15 protein-coding genes and 1 pseudogene are annotated in these 14,422 nt (G+C 68.5%); 3 read left to right on the top strand and 13 right to left on the bottom strand.

What is annotated here, in order from left to right:
* Positions 1–319 (top strand): annotated as a pseudogene (locus AB0J04_RS42935) (recombinase family protein); the annotation flags it as partial.
* A gap of 66 nt (positions 320–385) precedes the next feature.
* Here the strand turns inward: AB0J04_RS42935 and AB0J04_RS42930 are convergent.
* From AB0J04_RS42930 to AB0J04_RS42885, 10 genes are all read right to left on the bottom strand, one after another.
* The gene (locus AB0J04_RS42930) at positions 386–1,015 is read right to left on the bottom strand and encodes an IS630 family transposase (protein ID WP_363174142.1); all 630 of its coding nucleotides are present in this window, start codon (positions 1,013–1,015) and stop codon (positions 386–388) included.
* Entirely contained in the window at positions 978–1,535 is a 558-nt protein-coding gene (locus AB0J04_RS42925; protein WP_363174141.1) for a helix-turn-helix domain-containing protein, read from the bottom strand. Before AB0J04_RS42925 ends, AB0J04_RS42930 begins: the two co-directional genes overlap by 38 nt.
* A 173-nt stretch (positions 1,536–1,708) precedes the next feature.
* On the bottom strand, positions 1,709–2,923 hold the full coding sequence (locus AB0J04_RS42920; RefSeq protein ID WP_363174140.1) for an MFS transporter: 1,215 nt from the start codon (positions 2,921–2,923) through the stop codon (positions 1,709–1,711).
* 27 nt (positions 2,924–2,950) lie between these two features.
* Positions 2,951–3,985, bottom strand: a complete 1,035-nt coding sequence (locus AB0J04_RS42915) for a GntG family PLP-dependent aldolase (RefSeq protein ID WP_363174139.1) — start codon at positions 3,983–3,985, stop codon at positions 2,951–2,953.
* Positions 3,986–3,993: 8 nt separating this feature from the next.
* Positions 3,994–4,776, bottom strand: coding sequence for an alpha/beta fold hydrolase (locus tag AB0J04_RS42910; RefSeq protein WP_363174138.1), 783 nt, complete (start codon positions 4,774–4,776; stop codon positions 3,994–3,996).
* A gap of 32 nt (positions 4,777–4,808) precedes the next feature.
* Positions 4,809–6,305 carry an amino acid adenylation domain-containing protein gene (locus AB0J04_RS42905; protein WP_363174137.1) on the bottom strand — a complete coding sequence of 499 codons (1,497 nt, stop codon included), beginning with the start codon at positions 6,303–6,305 and terminating at the stop codon, positions 4,809–4,811.
* Entirely contained in the window at positions 6,302–7,537 is a 1,236-nt protein-coding gene (locus tag AB0J04_RS42900; RefSeq protein ID WP_363174136.1) for a cytochrome P450, read from the bottom strand. The genes AB0J04_RS42905 and AB0J04_RS42900 overlap by 4 nt, the downstream gene beginning before the upstream one ends.
* Complete coding sequence (locus AB0J04_RS42895) at positions 7,534–7,821, bottom strand: phosphopantetheine-binding protein (protein WP_363174135.1); 288 nt, start codon at positions 7,819–7,821, stop codon at positions 7,534–7,536. Before AB0J04_RS42895 ends, AB0J04_RS42900 begins: the two co-directional genes overlap by 4 nt.
* Before the next feature lie 9 nt (positions 7,822–7,830).
* Complete coding sequence (locus AB0J04_RS42890; RefSeq protein ID WP_363174134.1) at positions 7,831–8,364, bottom strand: adenine phosphoribosyltransferase; 534 nt, start codon at positions 8,362–8,364, stop codon at positions 7,831–7,833.
* Positions 8,365–8,582: 218 nt separating this feature from the next.
* Complete coding sequence (locus tag AB0J04_RS42885; protein ID WP_363174133.1) at positions 8,583–9,227, bottom strand: haloacid dehalogenase-like hydrolase; 645 nt, start codon at positions 9,225–9,227, stop codon at positions 8,583–8,585.
* 415 nt (positions 9,228–9,642) lie between these two features.
* Here AB0J04_RS42885 and AB0J04_RS42880 point away from each other — a divergent pair, with 415 nt between their 5' ends.
* On the top strand, positions 9,643–10,452 hold the full coding sequence (locus AB0J04_RS42880) for a recombinase family protein (protein WP_363174132.1): 810 nt from the start codon (positions 9,643–9,645) through the stop codon (positions 10,450–10,452).
* Positions 10,453–10,771: 319 nt separating this feature from the next.
* Positions 10,772–11,794: a GNAT family N-acetyltransferase gene (locus tag AB0J04_RS42875; RefSeq protein WP_363174143.1), complete on the top strand. Its 1,023-nt coding sequence runs from the start codon at positions 10,772–10,774 to the stop codon at positions 11,792–11,794.
* On the opposite strand, the gene AB0J04_RS42870 is transcribed toward AB0J04_RS42875, so the two are convergent.
* Genes AB0J04_RS42870 through AB0J04_RS42860 form a run of 3 tightly spaced genes read right to left on the bottom strand, consistent with a single transcriptional unit; the run spans position 11,738 to position 14,066 of the window.
* On the bottom strand, positions 11,738–12,775 hold the full coding sequence (locus tag AB0J04_RS42870; RefSeq protein ID WP_363174131.1) for an IS5 family transposase: 1,038 nt from the start codon (positions 12,773–12,775) through the stop codon (positions 11,738–11,740). The two genes, AB0J04_RS42875 and AB0J04_RS42870, sit on opposite strands and share 57 nt — an antisense overlap.
* Complete coding sequence (locus AB0J04_RS42865) at positions 12,772–13,185, bottom strand: hypothetical protein (RefSeq protein WP_363174130.1); 414 nt, start codon at positions 13,183–13,185, stop codon at positions 12,772–12,774. Before AB0J04_RS42865 ends, AB0J04_RS42870 begins: the two co-directional genes overlap by 4 nt.
* A 2-nt stretch (positions 13,186–13,187) precedes the next feature.
* The gene (locus AB0J04_RS42860) at positions 13,188–14,066 is read right to left on the bottom strand and encodes a DUF6192 family protein (protein ID WP_363174129.1); all 879 of its coding nucleotides are present in this window, start codon (positions 14,064–14,066) and stop codon (positions 13,188–13,190) included.
* Positions 14,067–14,422 lie beyond the last annotated feature (356 nt).

Raw genomic sequence — 14,422 nt, 5'->3', positions numbered from 1 at the left:
TCAGCGCGTCGTACGGGAGTCGACGCTGGAAGAACTCGACACCGCGGCCCGCAAGGGCAAGTACGGCGGCCGGCCCCCGGTCATCACCGACGACATGCTGCACACCGTGCTGCGGCGCGAGGCACTCGGCGAGTCCGTCGAGCAGATCCAGCCCGCCCTGATCATCCCCACCGGCAAGCGCAAGGGACACAGCCCGTCCGTTGCCAGTATCTACCGGGCCCTCGCCGAACACGAGAAGACCCAGGCGTACCCCGAGGCCGTCGAGACGGCACACGCCGACTTTGCCACCCTCCAGCAACACGACCCCGGCCCCAAGTAGTTACTCAGCGCTACACGCCACCTGGCGGTAGCTACTACTTCCTGCGCACTAGTAGATTGTCGCAGCTTATTTTTGCTGTGTGGTTGGGTAGAGGTGGCGCAGTTTCACGCGGGCGTCGTCGGTGGTGAAGTGCCAGTCGACTTGGCGCTGGTCGCTGTTGGTCTGCTGCTGCCAGGCGGCGAGTTCGGCGTTGAGCACGGCGAGGTCGTCGATGCGGCGGTCCAGGCACTGGCGGGTGAGCGCGGAGAGCTCGATCTCGGCGATGTTGAGCCAGGAGCCGTGTTCGGGGGTGTGGTGGATCTCCAGGCGCTGCGCCAGCGCGAAGGCTTTCTCCGGGTCGAACGCTTCATATAGCGAGGCGATGGAGTGGGTGTTGAGGTTGTCCATCACCAGCACGACCGTGGCGGCGTCGGGATAGTCCACGGTCAGCAGGTGTTCGACCTGGCGCGCCCAGTCGACCTTGGTCCGGCGGGGCTGGGCATCCACGCGTCGCCATCCGCGCAGCGGTTCAACCCAGCAGAAGATCGAGCAGGTCCCCGAGCGGACGTACTCGTTGTCCTCGCGGCCGTCACGGCCGGGCCGCGGGGGAAGCGGATCGCGGACGTGGCCGAGCAACTGGTACGGCTTCTCGTCCATGCACACCACCGGACGCTCCGGGTCACAGGGGCGGCGGTAGACCGCCAGGACGTCTTCCATCGCCGCGGCGAAGGCCGCATTCGCGGCGGGCGGGATGGTCCGGCACTTCTTCAGGTGAGGACGCAGTTCCGTTTTTTAAGACCCGGCCGATCGTGGAGTGGTCCAGGTTCGGGATGTCCTCGATCAGTGCCACGTGCCTCTCCAGCAGCCGCAGCGACCACCGGGCGTGACCCTTGGGCGGCGTCGAGCAGGCCAGCGCGATCAGCCTCGCCTCGACCTCACCGGTCACCGGGGAGGGCGCCGGGGGGCAGGCGCGTTCCTTCCGGCCGACCGTGGCCCACACATCGCCGCCGGTCTCCGCGTACCGCTTCGAGATCAGCCGGACCGACTCGCACGACACCCCGACCCGGTCCGCGATCACCGCCCGCGGATCGACCTCGCTGACCGACGTATCCAGCGCGAGCAACACCCGCGCCCGTCTGATCATCGACGCGCTATGGACTCCCGTCGTGGTCACCCGCACCAACGCCTGACGATCCTCAGCACTCAAGGCAACCGGATACTTCTTCTGCGACGACATGGCACCCCCGCCCGGCCGAAGCAAAGCGACGAGGGGAGACTGCCCGACCGTCAACTCCACCAATCAGAGCCACACTTAGCAGCGACAATCTACTAGGCCCTGCCGGAACGCCGGAATCCAGGCTTGTCATCGGCCCGTGGGCCATGGTTGTGGCCCACGGGCCCCTTCGTCTGTCACGGCCGGATCGCGGCGTCGCTCACCCCCGCTTCCCCCGCCGACCGCGAAGCGCCTGGCGTCCCGTTCGCCGGTCCCGCGCCCGCGAAGGCACGGGCCTGGACATGAGCCAGCGGCAGGCAAGGCAGACAGACAGCGGCCATGCACAAGAACGCCCAGTGCGGGGAGGCGGCGTAGAGGGGGCCGGTGACGGTTGTGACGGCTGCGACGCCGAGGCTGATCGCGAGGGCCGCGTAAAGGCCGTGGGCGGTGGCCCAGAGTTGTTTGGGCACGTGTTCCTGCACCGAGCGGACGTGAGCGATGTGCGTGAGGGCGAAGGTGCCGGCGTGCAGGGTCTGCGTCAGGACGACGACCGTCACCGGGACCGGCGCCGCGAGCAGGCCCCAGCGCAGGAGGGAGATCCCGGCGGCCGTCGCGAAGAGCACGGGGACGGAGCGTCGGCCGAGGAGCCGTCCCGCGTACTTGAACAGCAGCAGCTCACACGTGACGGCGAGGGCCAGCATCAGGCTGACCTGGACGCTGGACACGCCGAGCGTGCGGAAGTACTCGGCCCCAAAGGCGTAGTACGCGGCGTGCGCGCCCTGAAGCAGAACCGAGTTGCCGAGCGCGAGGGCGTAACCGGGCTGGCGCAGCAGACGGCGCCGCCCGCCGCCCGCCACGGCGGTACGGCCCTCGGGGAATGTGGTGGGCCGCACCAGGTCGGCGAGCGCCATCACGGAGCACCCCACGACAAACACGTACACCAGCGCCGTATCGCCGAACTGCCGCTCGATGCCCCCGGAGATGCCGAGTCCGACGATGAACCCCGCCGACCCGAAGTAGCGGACGCTGCCGTAGTCCACGTGACCGTCCGCCGCGCCGATGGTGGCCAGCGTCTCGCTGAGCGGCATCAACAGCGGGTAGGCCAGGCCGACCAGCACCGACACCGCGATCATCGGCCCGAACCCCGGGTCGGTCAGATACAGGGTGCTCAGACCCGCCGCCGTCCACACCAGCGCCCTCGACAGCCGCCGCAGCGACGTCAGTCGGCACAGCAGCGGATAGAGGAAGGCGATGGAAAACGACCGCGCGACCAGCCCCACGGTCACCACCGTCGTGACCTGAGTGGCCCGGAAGCCCGACGCCAGCAGCCAGACGCCCCAGTAGGAGAGGTACGAACTCCAGGTCAGGAAGAACAGGAAGAAGCGGGCGGACAGCCAGACTCGTAATGGCACCTCGGGCCTTTCGGTGATCGGCGGTGCTCAGGCCCGCACCCCCGCCTCGGAGACGGCCTTCGCCACCGTGAACGCCGCCCTCTCGCACTGCTGCGCGGTGACGTCCATATGCGTCACCAGCCGTACCGTGGTCGGCGTCATCACGGAGACCCTGACCCCGTCGGCCGCGCAGGCTGCCTGAACCCTACTCGCGTCGGGTACCTGCACGAACACGATATTGGTCTCGGGTGTGCCCACGGCCAGGGCGCTGTCGTTCAGCACACTGGCGATCGTCCGCGCGTTCTCGTGGTCCACGGCCATGCGTTCCACGTGCTTCTCGAAAGCGTGGATGGCGGCCGCGGCCAGGATCCCGGTCTGCCGCATCGACCCGCCCATCCGGTGGCGCATCGTCCGTGCCTCCTCCAGCCGGTCGGCGTCGAGGAGAAGGACCGTGCCGGCCGGGGCTCCAAGCCCCTTGGAGACACAGAGGGAGAGCGTGTCGAAACAGGCGCCGTAAGCGTCGAAGGGGACGCCGGAGACTACATGGGCGTTCCACAGCCGCGCACCGTCGCAGTGCACGGCGACCCCGGCCGCGCGGGTGACGCGCCGGATTTCCTGAAGGGTCTCCAGTGGATACACCACGCCTCCGCCGGCGTTGTGGGTGTTCTCCACCGCGACCGCCATGGTGCCGGTGCCGTAGGGGGTGGTCGGCCGGATCATTCGGGCGAGTACGGCCGGGTCGAGCAGCCCGTTCTCGGACACGGCCGTGCGGGTCAGGATGCCGCCGTGCCAGGCGACGCCGCCGTCCTCGTAGAGGAGGAAGTGCGAGTCGGCGTCCGCCAAAAGCTCCTGCCCGGGCGGCACCAGCAGCCGCAGGCCGAGCTGGTTGCCCATGACTCCGCTGGGCAGGAACAGGCCCGCGGTGAACCCGAAGGCGTCGGCAAGCATCCGCTCGAGGCGGATCACGGTGGGGTCCTCGCCCAAGGTGTCGTCGCCGACCTCGGCTGCCGCCATGGCGGCCCGCATCGCGGCGGTGGGCTTGGTGATGGTGTCGCTGCGTAGGTCGATGATCTCGTCGGGCACGGTGTCTCCTACGGGTTGACGGAACGGGTGCCGGGCAAGCTGTGGGCGAGGCGGGTCAGGTGGTCCGACAGGGTGCCGAAGAAGGCGTCTGGCCGGTCCCGGAAGTAGAAGTGGCCGCCGGGCAGGATCCGCACCTCGCACGGGCCGGTCGTGTGGTGCCGCCATTCGGCGAGCCGGTCCTCGTCCTCCCAGTCCTGTGCACCGCCCAGCGCCAGTACTGGGCAGTCCAACGGCTCCTTGGGTACGGGCCGGTACGTGGCTACGGCCGTCAAGTCGGCGTACAGCGTGGCGAGATACCGTTCACGCAGTCCGGGGTCGTCGGCCAGGCCGGGCGGCAGCGGCCCGTACCGCTTCTCGACGCGCTCCGCGAAGTCCGGTTCCGTCAGCTCGGGCAGGGACAGACCAGGGTGGTGCAGATGCGGCGGCGCGTTGACGGACATGAGCAGCTGCCATGGCCCGGCCCGGCCCCGCTCGCGCAGGGCCTGGGCCGTCTCGTAGGCGAGGGGGGCTCCCATGCTGTGCCCGAAGAACGCGTACGGTGCCGTGAACTCCGCCTGGTCAACGAGCGCTTCGACGAGCTCCGGTATCCCGGTCAGCGGCGGTTCGCCCGACCGGCTGCCGCGTCCGGGCAGTTGGACGCCCCAGACCTCGACTTCCGCCGGCAGCCGGTCCGACCAGCGCAGGTACTCGCCGGGTGAGCCGCCGCTGTGCGGGAAGCAGTACAGCCGCAGCTTCGCCGACGGTCGCCGCTGCCGGCACATCAGCCAACGGGGGGTTGTCGCCCGCGCCAATGACATCTCCTTTCCGTGTACTTCCTCATCGCTCAGGGCTTCACGGCCAGCGCCGCCTCGGCGAGCCGGTCCAGCGCGTCGCGGTCCAGCTTGCCGTTGGGCAGGGACGGGAACCTGGACAGGATCTCGATACGGGACGGCACCGCGACCGCGGGCAGCCGCTCGACGAGATGGGCGCGGACCGTGCGGGAGTCGACGGTGGTACCCGCCGGGATGACGAAGCCAACCAACCGCTTGCGCCCCCCGGCCAGGCCGAGCCCGACGGCCGCCGCAAAGACGTCCCGATGGGCCCGCAGCGCCTGCTCCACCTCGGTCCGTTCGATCCGTACACCGCCGAGCTTGAGTTGGTGATCGGTCCGGCCGTGGAATCGCAGTTCGCCGTCTGCGGTCACCGACACCTGGTCGCCGGTGTGGTACGGGCCGGGCACGGACTCGGCCAGGCCCGGACCGCCGATGCACAGCTCGCCGGTCCCGCCTGCCGACATGGGCCGGCCGGCGGTGTCGCGCACATACAGCAGGGTCCCCGGAACGGGACGGCCGATGGGCACGTCCGACAGGTTCGCGTCCTCGGGGGAGCAGGCGTGGACGGTGCTCCACACGGTGCACTCCGTGGGCCCGTACTCGTTGTACAGCTGCGTGCCCGGGAGGGCGGCGAAGTGCTGCCGGACCAGTTCCGGTGGGCAGGCCTCCCCCGCGACGATCACGGCCGACAGCGTGGCGAACCGCTCGGCGCCGCCGTCCAGCGCGATCGAGTACAGGGAGGGCAGCATCAGCAGGTGCGAGGCGTGATGGTGTCGCGCCGCGCGGCCGATGGCCGCCAGGTCGGCTGGACGGTCACTGGGGATGACGATGCGGCCGTGGCAGGCGAGCGTCCAGTAGATGCCGGCGACAGAGCTGTCGAAGGAGATCGACGAGCAGAGCAGGAACGCTGTGACCGGGTCCTTGTAGTACGTCAGCCGTGCGGCGGTGGAGGCGGCAAGGGCGGCGGCGGAGACGGTGACACCCTTGGGGGTACCCGTGGAACCGCTGGTGAAGCAGGTGTAGGCGAGGGGACCGCGGAGGGTGTCCGGACTGTGCGCACCGCTCCCGGGCGGGCCGTCCATGTCCGCTGGGATCGGTTGGAGGCCGTCGAGTGTGATGGGCAGCCCGGGTTCCGTCACCGCCAGCCGGGCGCCGCTCGCCGTCGCCATGTAGCGCCGCCGTGCGAGCGGGAAGGCCGCGTCGATCGGCACGTACCGGGCGCCCGCACGCAGGACCCCCAGCATCGCGGCGACTGCCCAGCGGGAGAGCCGGGTGTGCACCACCACCGGATCGCCGGGCCGGGTTCCGGCCGCCCGCAGGGCCGCGGCGATCGCCGCCGAGCGTTCGCCGAGTCCGTCGTAGGTCAGTGAGCCATCGCCGTCCACCACGGCGATGTCGAGGCCGCGCAGCGGCTCGACGAGATCCAGGATGTGTCCGGGTGCGTCGAGCGGTTCGACCGGCACGTCCGGTGTCCAGTCCGCCGGCCCGGCCGGAGCCCCGTCGGTCATGCGCGTTCCTCCCGCCGCTCGGGCCGGGGCTGTCCGATCACGGTGAGGTGCTTGAAGCCGGACAGGAATGTCGACTGCATCCGTTCCGGCTCGCCAACGACGTTGATGCCGGAGAACAGGGCGAACAACTCGGTGAAGAGCAGCCGCAGGGTGAGCCGCGCCAGGTGGGATCCGACGCAGTAGTGGTGCCCGACGCCGAACGCGAGGTGCCGGTTGGGCCGGCGTCGGATGTCGAACACCTGGGGGTCGGTGAACGCGTCGGGGTCGCGGTTGGCGGCGGCGAGATAGGCGACCACGGCGTCGCCCTCGGCGATGCGCACCCCGGACAGTTCGAGAGGGTGCAGCGCGTAGCGCATGAAGTTGCTCGCCGGGGTGGCCCAGCGCAGGGCCTCCTCCACTCCGGAGTCCAGCAGTTCGGGATGCGTGGCCCAGTCAGAGTAGCCGTCGGTGCGGGCCAGCTCCAGGATGGCGGAGGTGGGGACGTGCGGCAGAGTGCCGGCCGAACCCAGCAGCATGCTGTAGCAGTTGGAGATCACCGAACCGGTCGTAAGGCGTTCGCCGTCCACCTCAGTGCCGATCAGCGCGGTGATGAGGTCGTCGCCGGGGACGCGGGCACGGCGGCGAACCAGGTCGGAGAAGTAGGCGAAGATCTCCCGGTGCCCCTGTTTGAGAGTCGGCGCGATGCCGCCCGGGAGCTGGAACTCGGGGTCCTCCTCTGCGGTGGACATGTTGGCCAGCCGGATGAGCCGCGCGTGGTCCTCGACGGGCAGGCCCAGGATCGGGGCGAGGGCGACCAACGGCAGCCGGGACATCGCCTCCGCGAAGTCGAAGGCGTCCCCGTCCGCGCCGGGGGCGAGCAGATCGCGGATGCCTGCACGAATGCGGTCGGCGTACTCCTCCAGGGGTCGGGCGGCGAGCGCCTTCTTCAGGGGCGTCCGCATCCGGTCGTGGCGGGGCGGGTCGGTCGCGGCCAGTTGCTGGCCGGCGGCCGGATCGCCGCCTTGGCCGAGCAGATTACGCAGCGTGCCGCGCTCGGAGGTGAACGCCGTGTAGTCGTGCAGCACCCTTTCCACGTCGGAGTACCGGGTCACGGCCCAGTACCAGGTGTCCGACTCCGGCACGGGCTGCCGGCGCACGGGCTCATGGATCCGTAACTCGTGCCAGACGTGGTGGGGTTCGCCCTCGGAGTACAGGGCCGGGTCGGTCAGGTCCACGGAGATGCCGATCGTCACGAGACGTCCTCCAGCGGCTGCGCACCGAGCCGTGAACCGGCCGCCACGGCGGCTACTATCGCCCCGGCCAGTTCGCTGATGGTGGGGGAAAGAAACAGGGTGGACGCCGATATCTCCACGCCGAATTCACGGTCGATATCGGATTGTAGCTCGGCGGCTGTGAGAGAGTCACCGCCGAGCTCAAAGAAATCGTCATGAAGGTCGATCGGGGATATCTGGAGCCGCGCGCTCCATAATTTTTCGAGGCGCGTTTGCGTGAGGGTTTTCTGCACCCTCTCAGGCATGAAAACTCCTCAGGAGTCGAACGAATAGACGGCGAAGAACGGGGCGGCCGAATTGCGTGACCGGCCGCCGAGGAAGGCCTTCTCGACGAGGCACGTGACGCCCACGACGATGGCTCCCAGTTCCGTCAGGATCTCAGTAGCCGCCCGGACCGAGTGCCCGGTGGCAACGATGTCGTCGTGGACGAGCACCCGGGTGCCGGGCGCCACCAGGTCGCTGCGCACCTCGATCCGGTCGGTGGCGTACTCGCCGGAGAACGTCCTGCCTACCGTGGCGCCAGGCAGTTTGCCCTCCTTGCGGACCGCCAGGAATCCGCAGTTCAGCCTGGCCGCCAGGGCGCCGCCGAGGATGAACCCGCGGGCGTCGATGCCGGCCACCAGCTGCGGTGCCAGCGGGGCGGCCCACCGGGCGATGTCGTCGAGTGCCTCGCTGAACGTCTCGGGATCGGCCAGTACCGGCATCACATCGCGAAATGCCACTCCGGAACGAAAGTCCCGGAATACGGGAACCCTGGCCTCGCTCTTTTGCTGCTCTCCGATTTTCATCATTTCCTCCTCGATCCGTAAAGCCGTCGAAGGAAGTTCCGAATTACCGTTCACGCAACCTCGAAGAGCATATGCACGGGGTGCCGGGCTCCGTAAGGGTGCCTCCTGTGATGTGGATCACCAGACAGGGAAGTGATTCACAGGTTTTCGACAACGGGCCGCGCGATCAAGCCATCCTTGACAAAGAAATGACTTGATCGCGCGGCCCGTTGTCCGGATTAGACGCCGACAAGATGCCCGTCGAGCCAGGCGGGGAATTCCGTCAGATCGTTGAGTACGGCGTCGGCACCAGCCGCGCGCAGTTCGTCCGCGCTGTACGGCCCCGTGGCCACGGCGACCGCGAGCGCGTCTCCCGCCCGGGCGCCCTTGATGTCGCCGAGATGGTCGCCGACGTAGACGGAGGCCCCCTGCTCCAGCAGGACGGTTCCCTTGCGGTCGGCGAAGACAGAGCCGAAGACCTCGTCGACCTCGATGCCCAACGAGGCCAGATTGAGCCGGGCATTGGACTCGAACTTGCCGGTGACCACGATGGCCCGGCCGCCCCGCCCGCGCACTGCGGCGATCGCCTCCAGCGCGCCCGGCAGTACGGTGCCGACCGGGGCGCCGAACTCGGGAAACAGCGCACGGTACCGGTCGGCGGCCGCCATCACCTCGGCGGCCTCGAACCAGTGGGCCAACTCCTCCTCGATGGGCGGCCCCACCCGCGTGATCGCCAGGTCGCTGTCGATGCTCACACCGGACTCCGCGGCTAACCGGTCCAGCACCGCCTTGATGCCCGGCCTGCCATCCGCAAGCGTCATGTCGAGGTCGAAGCCCACGGTCAGCGGCGGGCGCGCGGGACTTCCCTGAGTGATCGAATTCATGCGGGCCATCCTCCCGACCCGCCCCCGCCATGGCAACCGTGTCCGCAAGGAGCGAGACCCAGCCGCCCAAGGTCGATTCCTTGGGTAGAACTCCGCTGGTGAAGGCCGCTGAACGTGGCTACCGTCAATGGGCTCACTACTTTGCCAATCCCCTACTGACGAACTTCCTATCGATGCCGTGCCGGCAGCAGAAGCGCACCACCGTCTCCCCTGCCCGTAGCCCAGCGGGAGCTGACATCCGAAGGGGGTTCCGGCCTGTCGGCAAACAATCGTTTGCCGACAGGCATCACGAGCATCCAATGAACCCGGACATTCCGGGACACCCGGGCGGCGCTGATCCAATGAGACCCGATGACGGCTGACGACAGGGTTTGATGACAGCTAGGGTCATGGGTCCACAGGAGCGGGGGACGGCATGGCCAACCTGGTCTACAAGCGGGTGTCGACCGACCAGCAGTCGACCGACCGTCAGAACCTCGTCCTCGCCGAGGCCGGGATCGAAGACCCGGTGATGTTCGAGGAGGAGGCCGGCACCTCCAGCCGCCTCCACCCGCTCCAGCGCCCGAAGTTCGGCGAGCTGCTCACCTACGCGCGGCCGGACGACACCGTGCACATCTCCGAGATGTTCCGTCTCGTGCGCGGCACCGGTCACATCCTCGACGTGCTCGACGTCCTGCACCAGCGCCGCCTCGCCCTGCGCATCCACGACGGCGCGTTCTCCGCCATGGACCTCACCGCCCGCCACCCGCGCACCGGAGAACTGCTGTCCACCGTGAAGTTCATGGTGCAGACCCTCGCCGCCGCTGGCGAACTCCAGCGCGACCTCCAGCGGGAACTGACCTACGACGGACTGCGGGCCGCCGAGGCCAAGGGCAACAAGGGTGGGCGCCGCCCGGCCGTCACGGCCGCGAAAACCGCCGCCGTGCGCGCCGCGTACCTCGGCGGCCAGTCCATCGCCGCCCTGGCCCGCACGCACCACGTCAGCCGGGGCGCCATCCGTACGGCCGTCGCCGACCTCATGCCCGAGCACACCGCCGCCGTCCACGAGGACGTTCCGGCCCCAGAGTTGCCGGTCGCCCTCGATATGCCGGGCAAGGTCGCCGACTTCCTCCGCGCCGCCGAGCTGGACGACGCCGAGCGGGCCGCGCTCGACCAGGGCGTGACCGTACGGCGCGGCCAGGGCTACACACTGCGCGTCAGCGCCGCGCCCGCGATCCACCGCTGACTCCTCGCTCGCTGCCAGCCCCTCAACGGCACCACGGACACCCCGGCGATCCCGGCACAGCGCAAGGCTCGCCGCGAGTACGAGAACCGCGTCAGCACCCTCGTCGACCCATGGCCTGAGCATCACTCGTAGCTACTTTGCCCCTGAGGACAGAGCTGGGAGTCCGGGGCCGTAACGGAGGGGCTGAAGCTGAAGATGCCTGTTGCCGAGCGGCGGGTCCTGTTCTGAGTCGCTGGGTACGCTCCTTCAGTCCTTGGTCGAGAGGAGTTGCTGAGTGGCCCGGTTAAGTGGACCCGTTCTGTGTACCCAGAGGCTTGTGATGGAGCCGATTCGCCGAGAGGACAGCGAAGATCTCTTCGAAGCTGTGGTCAGTCAGGACGGCGTCATGCGATGGCTGGCGACCGGCCGGGCGGACAGTCGGTCTGCGGCCGAGGTCATGTGCGACGATCACGTCGCCCACTGGGCCAGACACGGCTATGGCGACTTTGCGGTCAGGGATGCCGCAACGCACGCGTTTCTCGGCCGGGTGGGACTGCGGAATCGACCCCAGTACGGAGTCGACCTTGGTTTCGCCTTGCACCCACGGGCCCAAGGACGCGGGATCGCCGGCGAAGCGGGCCGTGCGTGCCTGAACCATGCATTTCGCCGCCTCTCGCTCCCTGCCGTTTTTGCGTTTGTTCTGCCCGACAATGCGGCCTCGATCGCGGTACTGCGTCGCCTGGGCGCCCAGGCGGACGGGACTGTCGAGTCCAGTGGTCTGCATTGCCTGCGCTACCGGTTTGGCCCCGCCGACACAGCCGCCGCGGAGCCTGTGGTCGACGACGGTTGTTCAGATTTCCAGCTGATCCATACGCTGGGCCCCGGTTCCCCGGATGACAAGGCCGCACTCCGTGATTGCCTGCCCGACCCCTTCAGGGTGAACGGGCTCGGCCTGGTGCGGGCTGACAAACAGCACACCCTCACGGCTGTCTCCGAGGGACAGCCGGTTGCTTCCGCGGGATGGCTGCTGCGGGACATGGCCTTCGATGGATCGCCGCGTCACACTGCGGGGCTCGGCGGTGTGCTGGTGCACCCCGCCTATCGAGACCAGGGCATCGCCCGGACGGTGATTAGCGTTGCGGTCGAACACGCACGAGCAGCCGGTGCCGAGACGATGGTTCTGCTCTGCCGCCCGGACATGGTCCCGTTCTGCACGCAGATGGGATGGAGCAGGGTTTCCGTGCCCGTCGCCTTCCGCCAGCCTGACAGCGCTGGGACCTTGTCAGTGACCACCATGATCTACGACTTAGTCGGCCTGCCTCATCCCACCGTCAGTCTGGATCTGGGGGGCCTGCCCTTCTGAGCAGGCTCTGATCATTACGGGATCAGCGCAGGGTGGTGGGGCCAGCCGGATCGTCTGCGTCTGCTTCCGGATGCGTATGGGCGTGGGATTGACGGCCGCTTTCGCCGGTTGGACAGGGTGTGGTGCCGTGCGTGGTGGTCGGGGAGGTCGGGTGAGGCGGCGGACCATGAGAGTGATGAAGGTCCAGGTGATGTGTGCCTCGCTGTGGGAGATGAGCCGCTCGTAGTCGCGGACGTTTCTCCTGGCTCTCATGATCCACGAAATCGCCCGCTCGACTCGCCACCGCTTGGCCAGGACGGCGAAGCCGTCCTGGTCCTTGCGGCGGGGCACCGTCTTGAGAGTGATCCCGAGGAAGGAGTGGGACCAGTCGACGAGGGTTCCGCCGTGGGCGGAGTCCGCCCAGGCGACGGCGAGTTCGGGATGGGCCAGGCGCAGGCGGAACAACTGGTCGCGGGCCGGGATGCTGTCGTGCGGCGAGGCCTTGGTGACCATGACGGTCAGCGGCATGCCGCGCAGGTCAACCGCCAGGTGTCGCTTCCTGCCGTTGATCAGCTTTCCGCCGTCGAATCCGCGGGTGGCCTGGCCCACCGTCTCGGCTCCCTTGACGGACTGGGAGTCCAGGATCACCGCGACGGTGCGGGGATTGAGGCCGTCGTGAAGACGGACCAGCTGGTGCAGCTCGGCATGGATGCGCGCCAGGTTCCCGCTCGCCCGCCATCTTCGGAAAAACCTGTAGACCGTCCGCCAGGGGATCCCGAAGTCGACCGGAACAGCCCTCCACTTGCACCCGTTGTCGTTGCCATACCGGATGGCATCGACCACGTTGCGGCGCGGATGCTTCTCCGGGCGCCCGCCCATGGGCAACTCGCAGGCCGGGACGGGCAGCAGCGGTTCGAGGATGTCCCATTCGGTGTCCGTGGTGTCACTGGGGTAGCACCACTCGCGCACGGTCGGCGGCCTGGTCTCGTTTGTGCAGGTCACCAGCGTTCCATACGGGTGAGGACTTCCAGGGTGGCCTTGACGCCGCCGAGCTGGTCCAGGACCAGGCGGATCCATTCGTCGTCCGGGGCCTTCTTGGCGTGCGGGGCGATGATCCCGGTGATGAAGTTGGTGACCCGGTGTAGTTCTGCCTGGAAGATCGCCCGCTCGTAGGAGATCCAGACCTCGCTCTCCTCGGACATCTGAAAGCTGTCCCGTCTGCGGTAGGTCACCGGCGGCAGTCCTTCCTTGACCGCGACCTTCCGCAGGAACCGCAAGCCCGCCCAGACCTGCGACGGCGTGCGCTTGGTCGCCTTGTACAACTGGGGAAGCGTCAGCCCCGCCGGCCGCGCCTCCTGCAGAGCCCTGCGTACCGCCTGGCCGTGGACGTGGGCGGGCAGGCCCGCCCCCATGGCTACTGGCCCCGCAGCAGCTGGGCGAGCTGTTCGTCGAGATCGACCTGCCCGGTCGCGGCCGCGGTCTCGATCCAGTCGGCCGTCGCCCGGATCTTCTCCAGGTGGTTCTCCAACACCTTCGTCTGGGTGTCGGTGAACTCATGCCCGCGCAGCTTCGGGACCAGCCGGGCAGCCCCGTCGATGAACCCCTGGCAGACGGCGATCAGGTCGGAGAACTCCATCGACTTCCGCCAGCTGTGGACGATGCGGGCCGGGTCGTCGAACCGGTCGCCGTCCTCGTCGGTGCCGAAGGTGTTGTCGTAGTCCTTCTCGAACTCGTCGTCTTCGAGTTCGGCCTGCTCGAACTGGGCCTCGTTCACGTTCTCCCGGGCCTCGGGGTCGCGCATGGCCTTGAACGCCACCTCCGGTCGGCGCAGGAGGTCGGAGGCCACCTGCGCCGCCACCGCCTCGTCGTCACGGGCCAGCTCACGGATCGCCTCGACCTTCTCCTGCACGGTGACCGGGACCAGGACCTCCTCGGTCTTCCCGCCCACTAACTTCTTCGCCACCTCCGCACTCCACCGACGCCGGCCGGTGCGTTCGCTCAACGGCGGGTTCCCGATCAGCTCGAACCGGTCCGGTACGGAGGCCAGGATCCGATGGGCCTCCCAGGAGACCCCTGTCTGCCGGCGTTCGGAGGGCCACTGCGCGGCCACCCACCGGTGAGTCCGGACCGTATAGAAGGACAGCCCGATCTCATCGGCAAACAGCCGCATCGACTCCTCCACACCCTGGTCACCCTCGTCGAGCGGCAGGTGACCGCCGTGCCCGCGAAGCGGCTCCAGCTCCAAAGCCGCGTCCCCGAGCCCGAACTGGCAGCGGGCGTCCTCCTCCACCATGTTCCAGAGACTCGGCCACCAGCTCGTCGTAACGGCTCCGTGTGACCTTCCCGACCATCTCCACCATTGGGGCGATGGCGCACCACCCGGCGCGGGCCGAAGCGTCGGCGTCCTGCGTCGGCTGCGGGACTCCGGCCCGGCGATGCGCACAGACTCCACCTCACACCAACATCACCAGGTTCCGAGCCAACATGGCCAATTCTGGCCCCTATAGCGACACATGGCGCCCTGCACCACCCGCCGGTCCACCAGTCACGGAACGTCACAGATCGTCGGTTCCGACACAGCTTCTTGGCATTTATCCTCTGAGGTCGAAATGGGTCTCGAACTAGGCCGCTCACCTGGGAGTTCGCCGG

The sequence above is a fragment of the Streptomyces sp. NPDC050263 genome (assembly GCF_040655955.1).
Classification (GTDB): domain Bacteria; phylum Actinomycetota; class Actinomycetes; order Streptomycetales; family Streptomycetaceae; genus Streptomyces.
The sequence above is the reverse complement of the archived record's forward strand: the minus strand, read 5'-3'. Positions and strand labels throughout refer to the sequence as shown.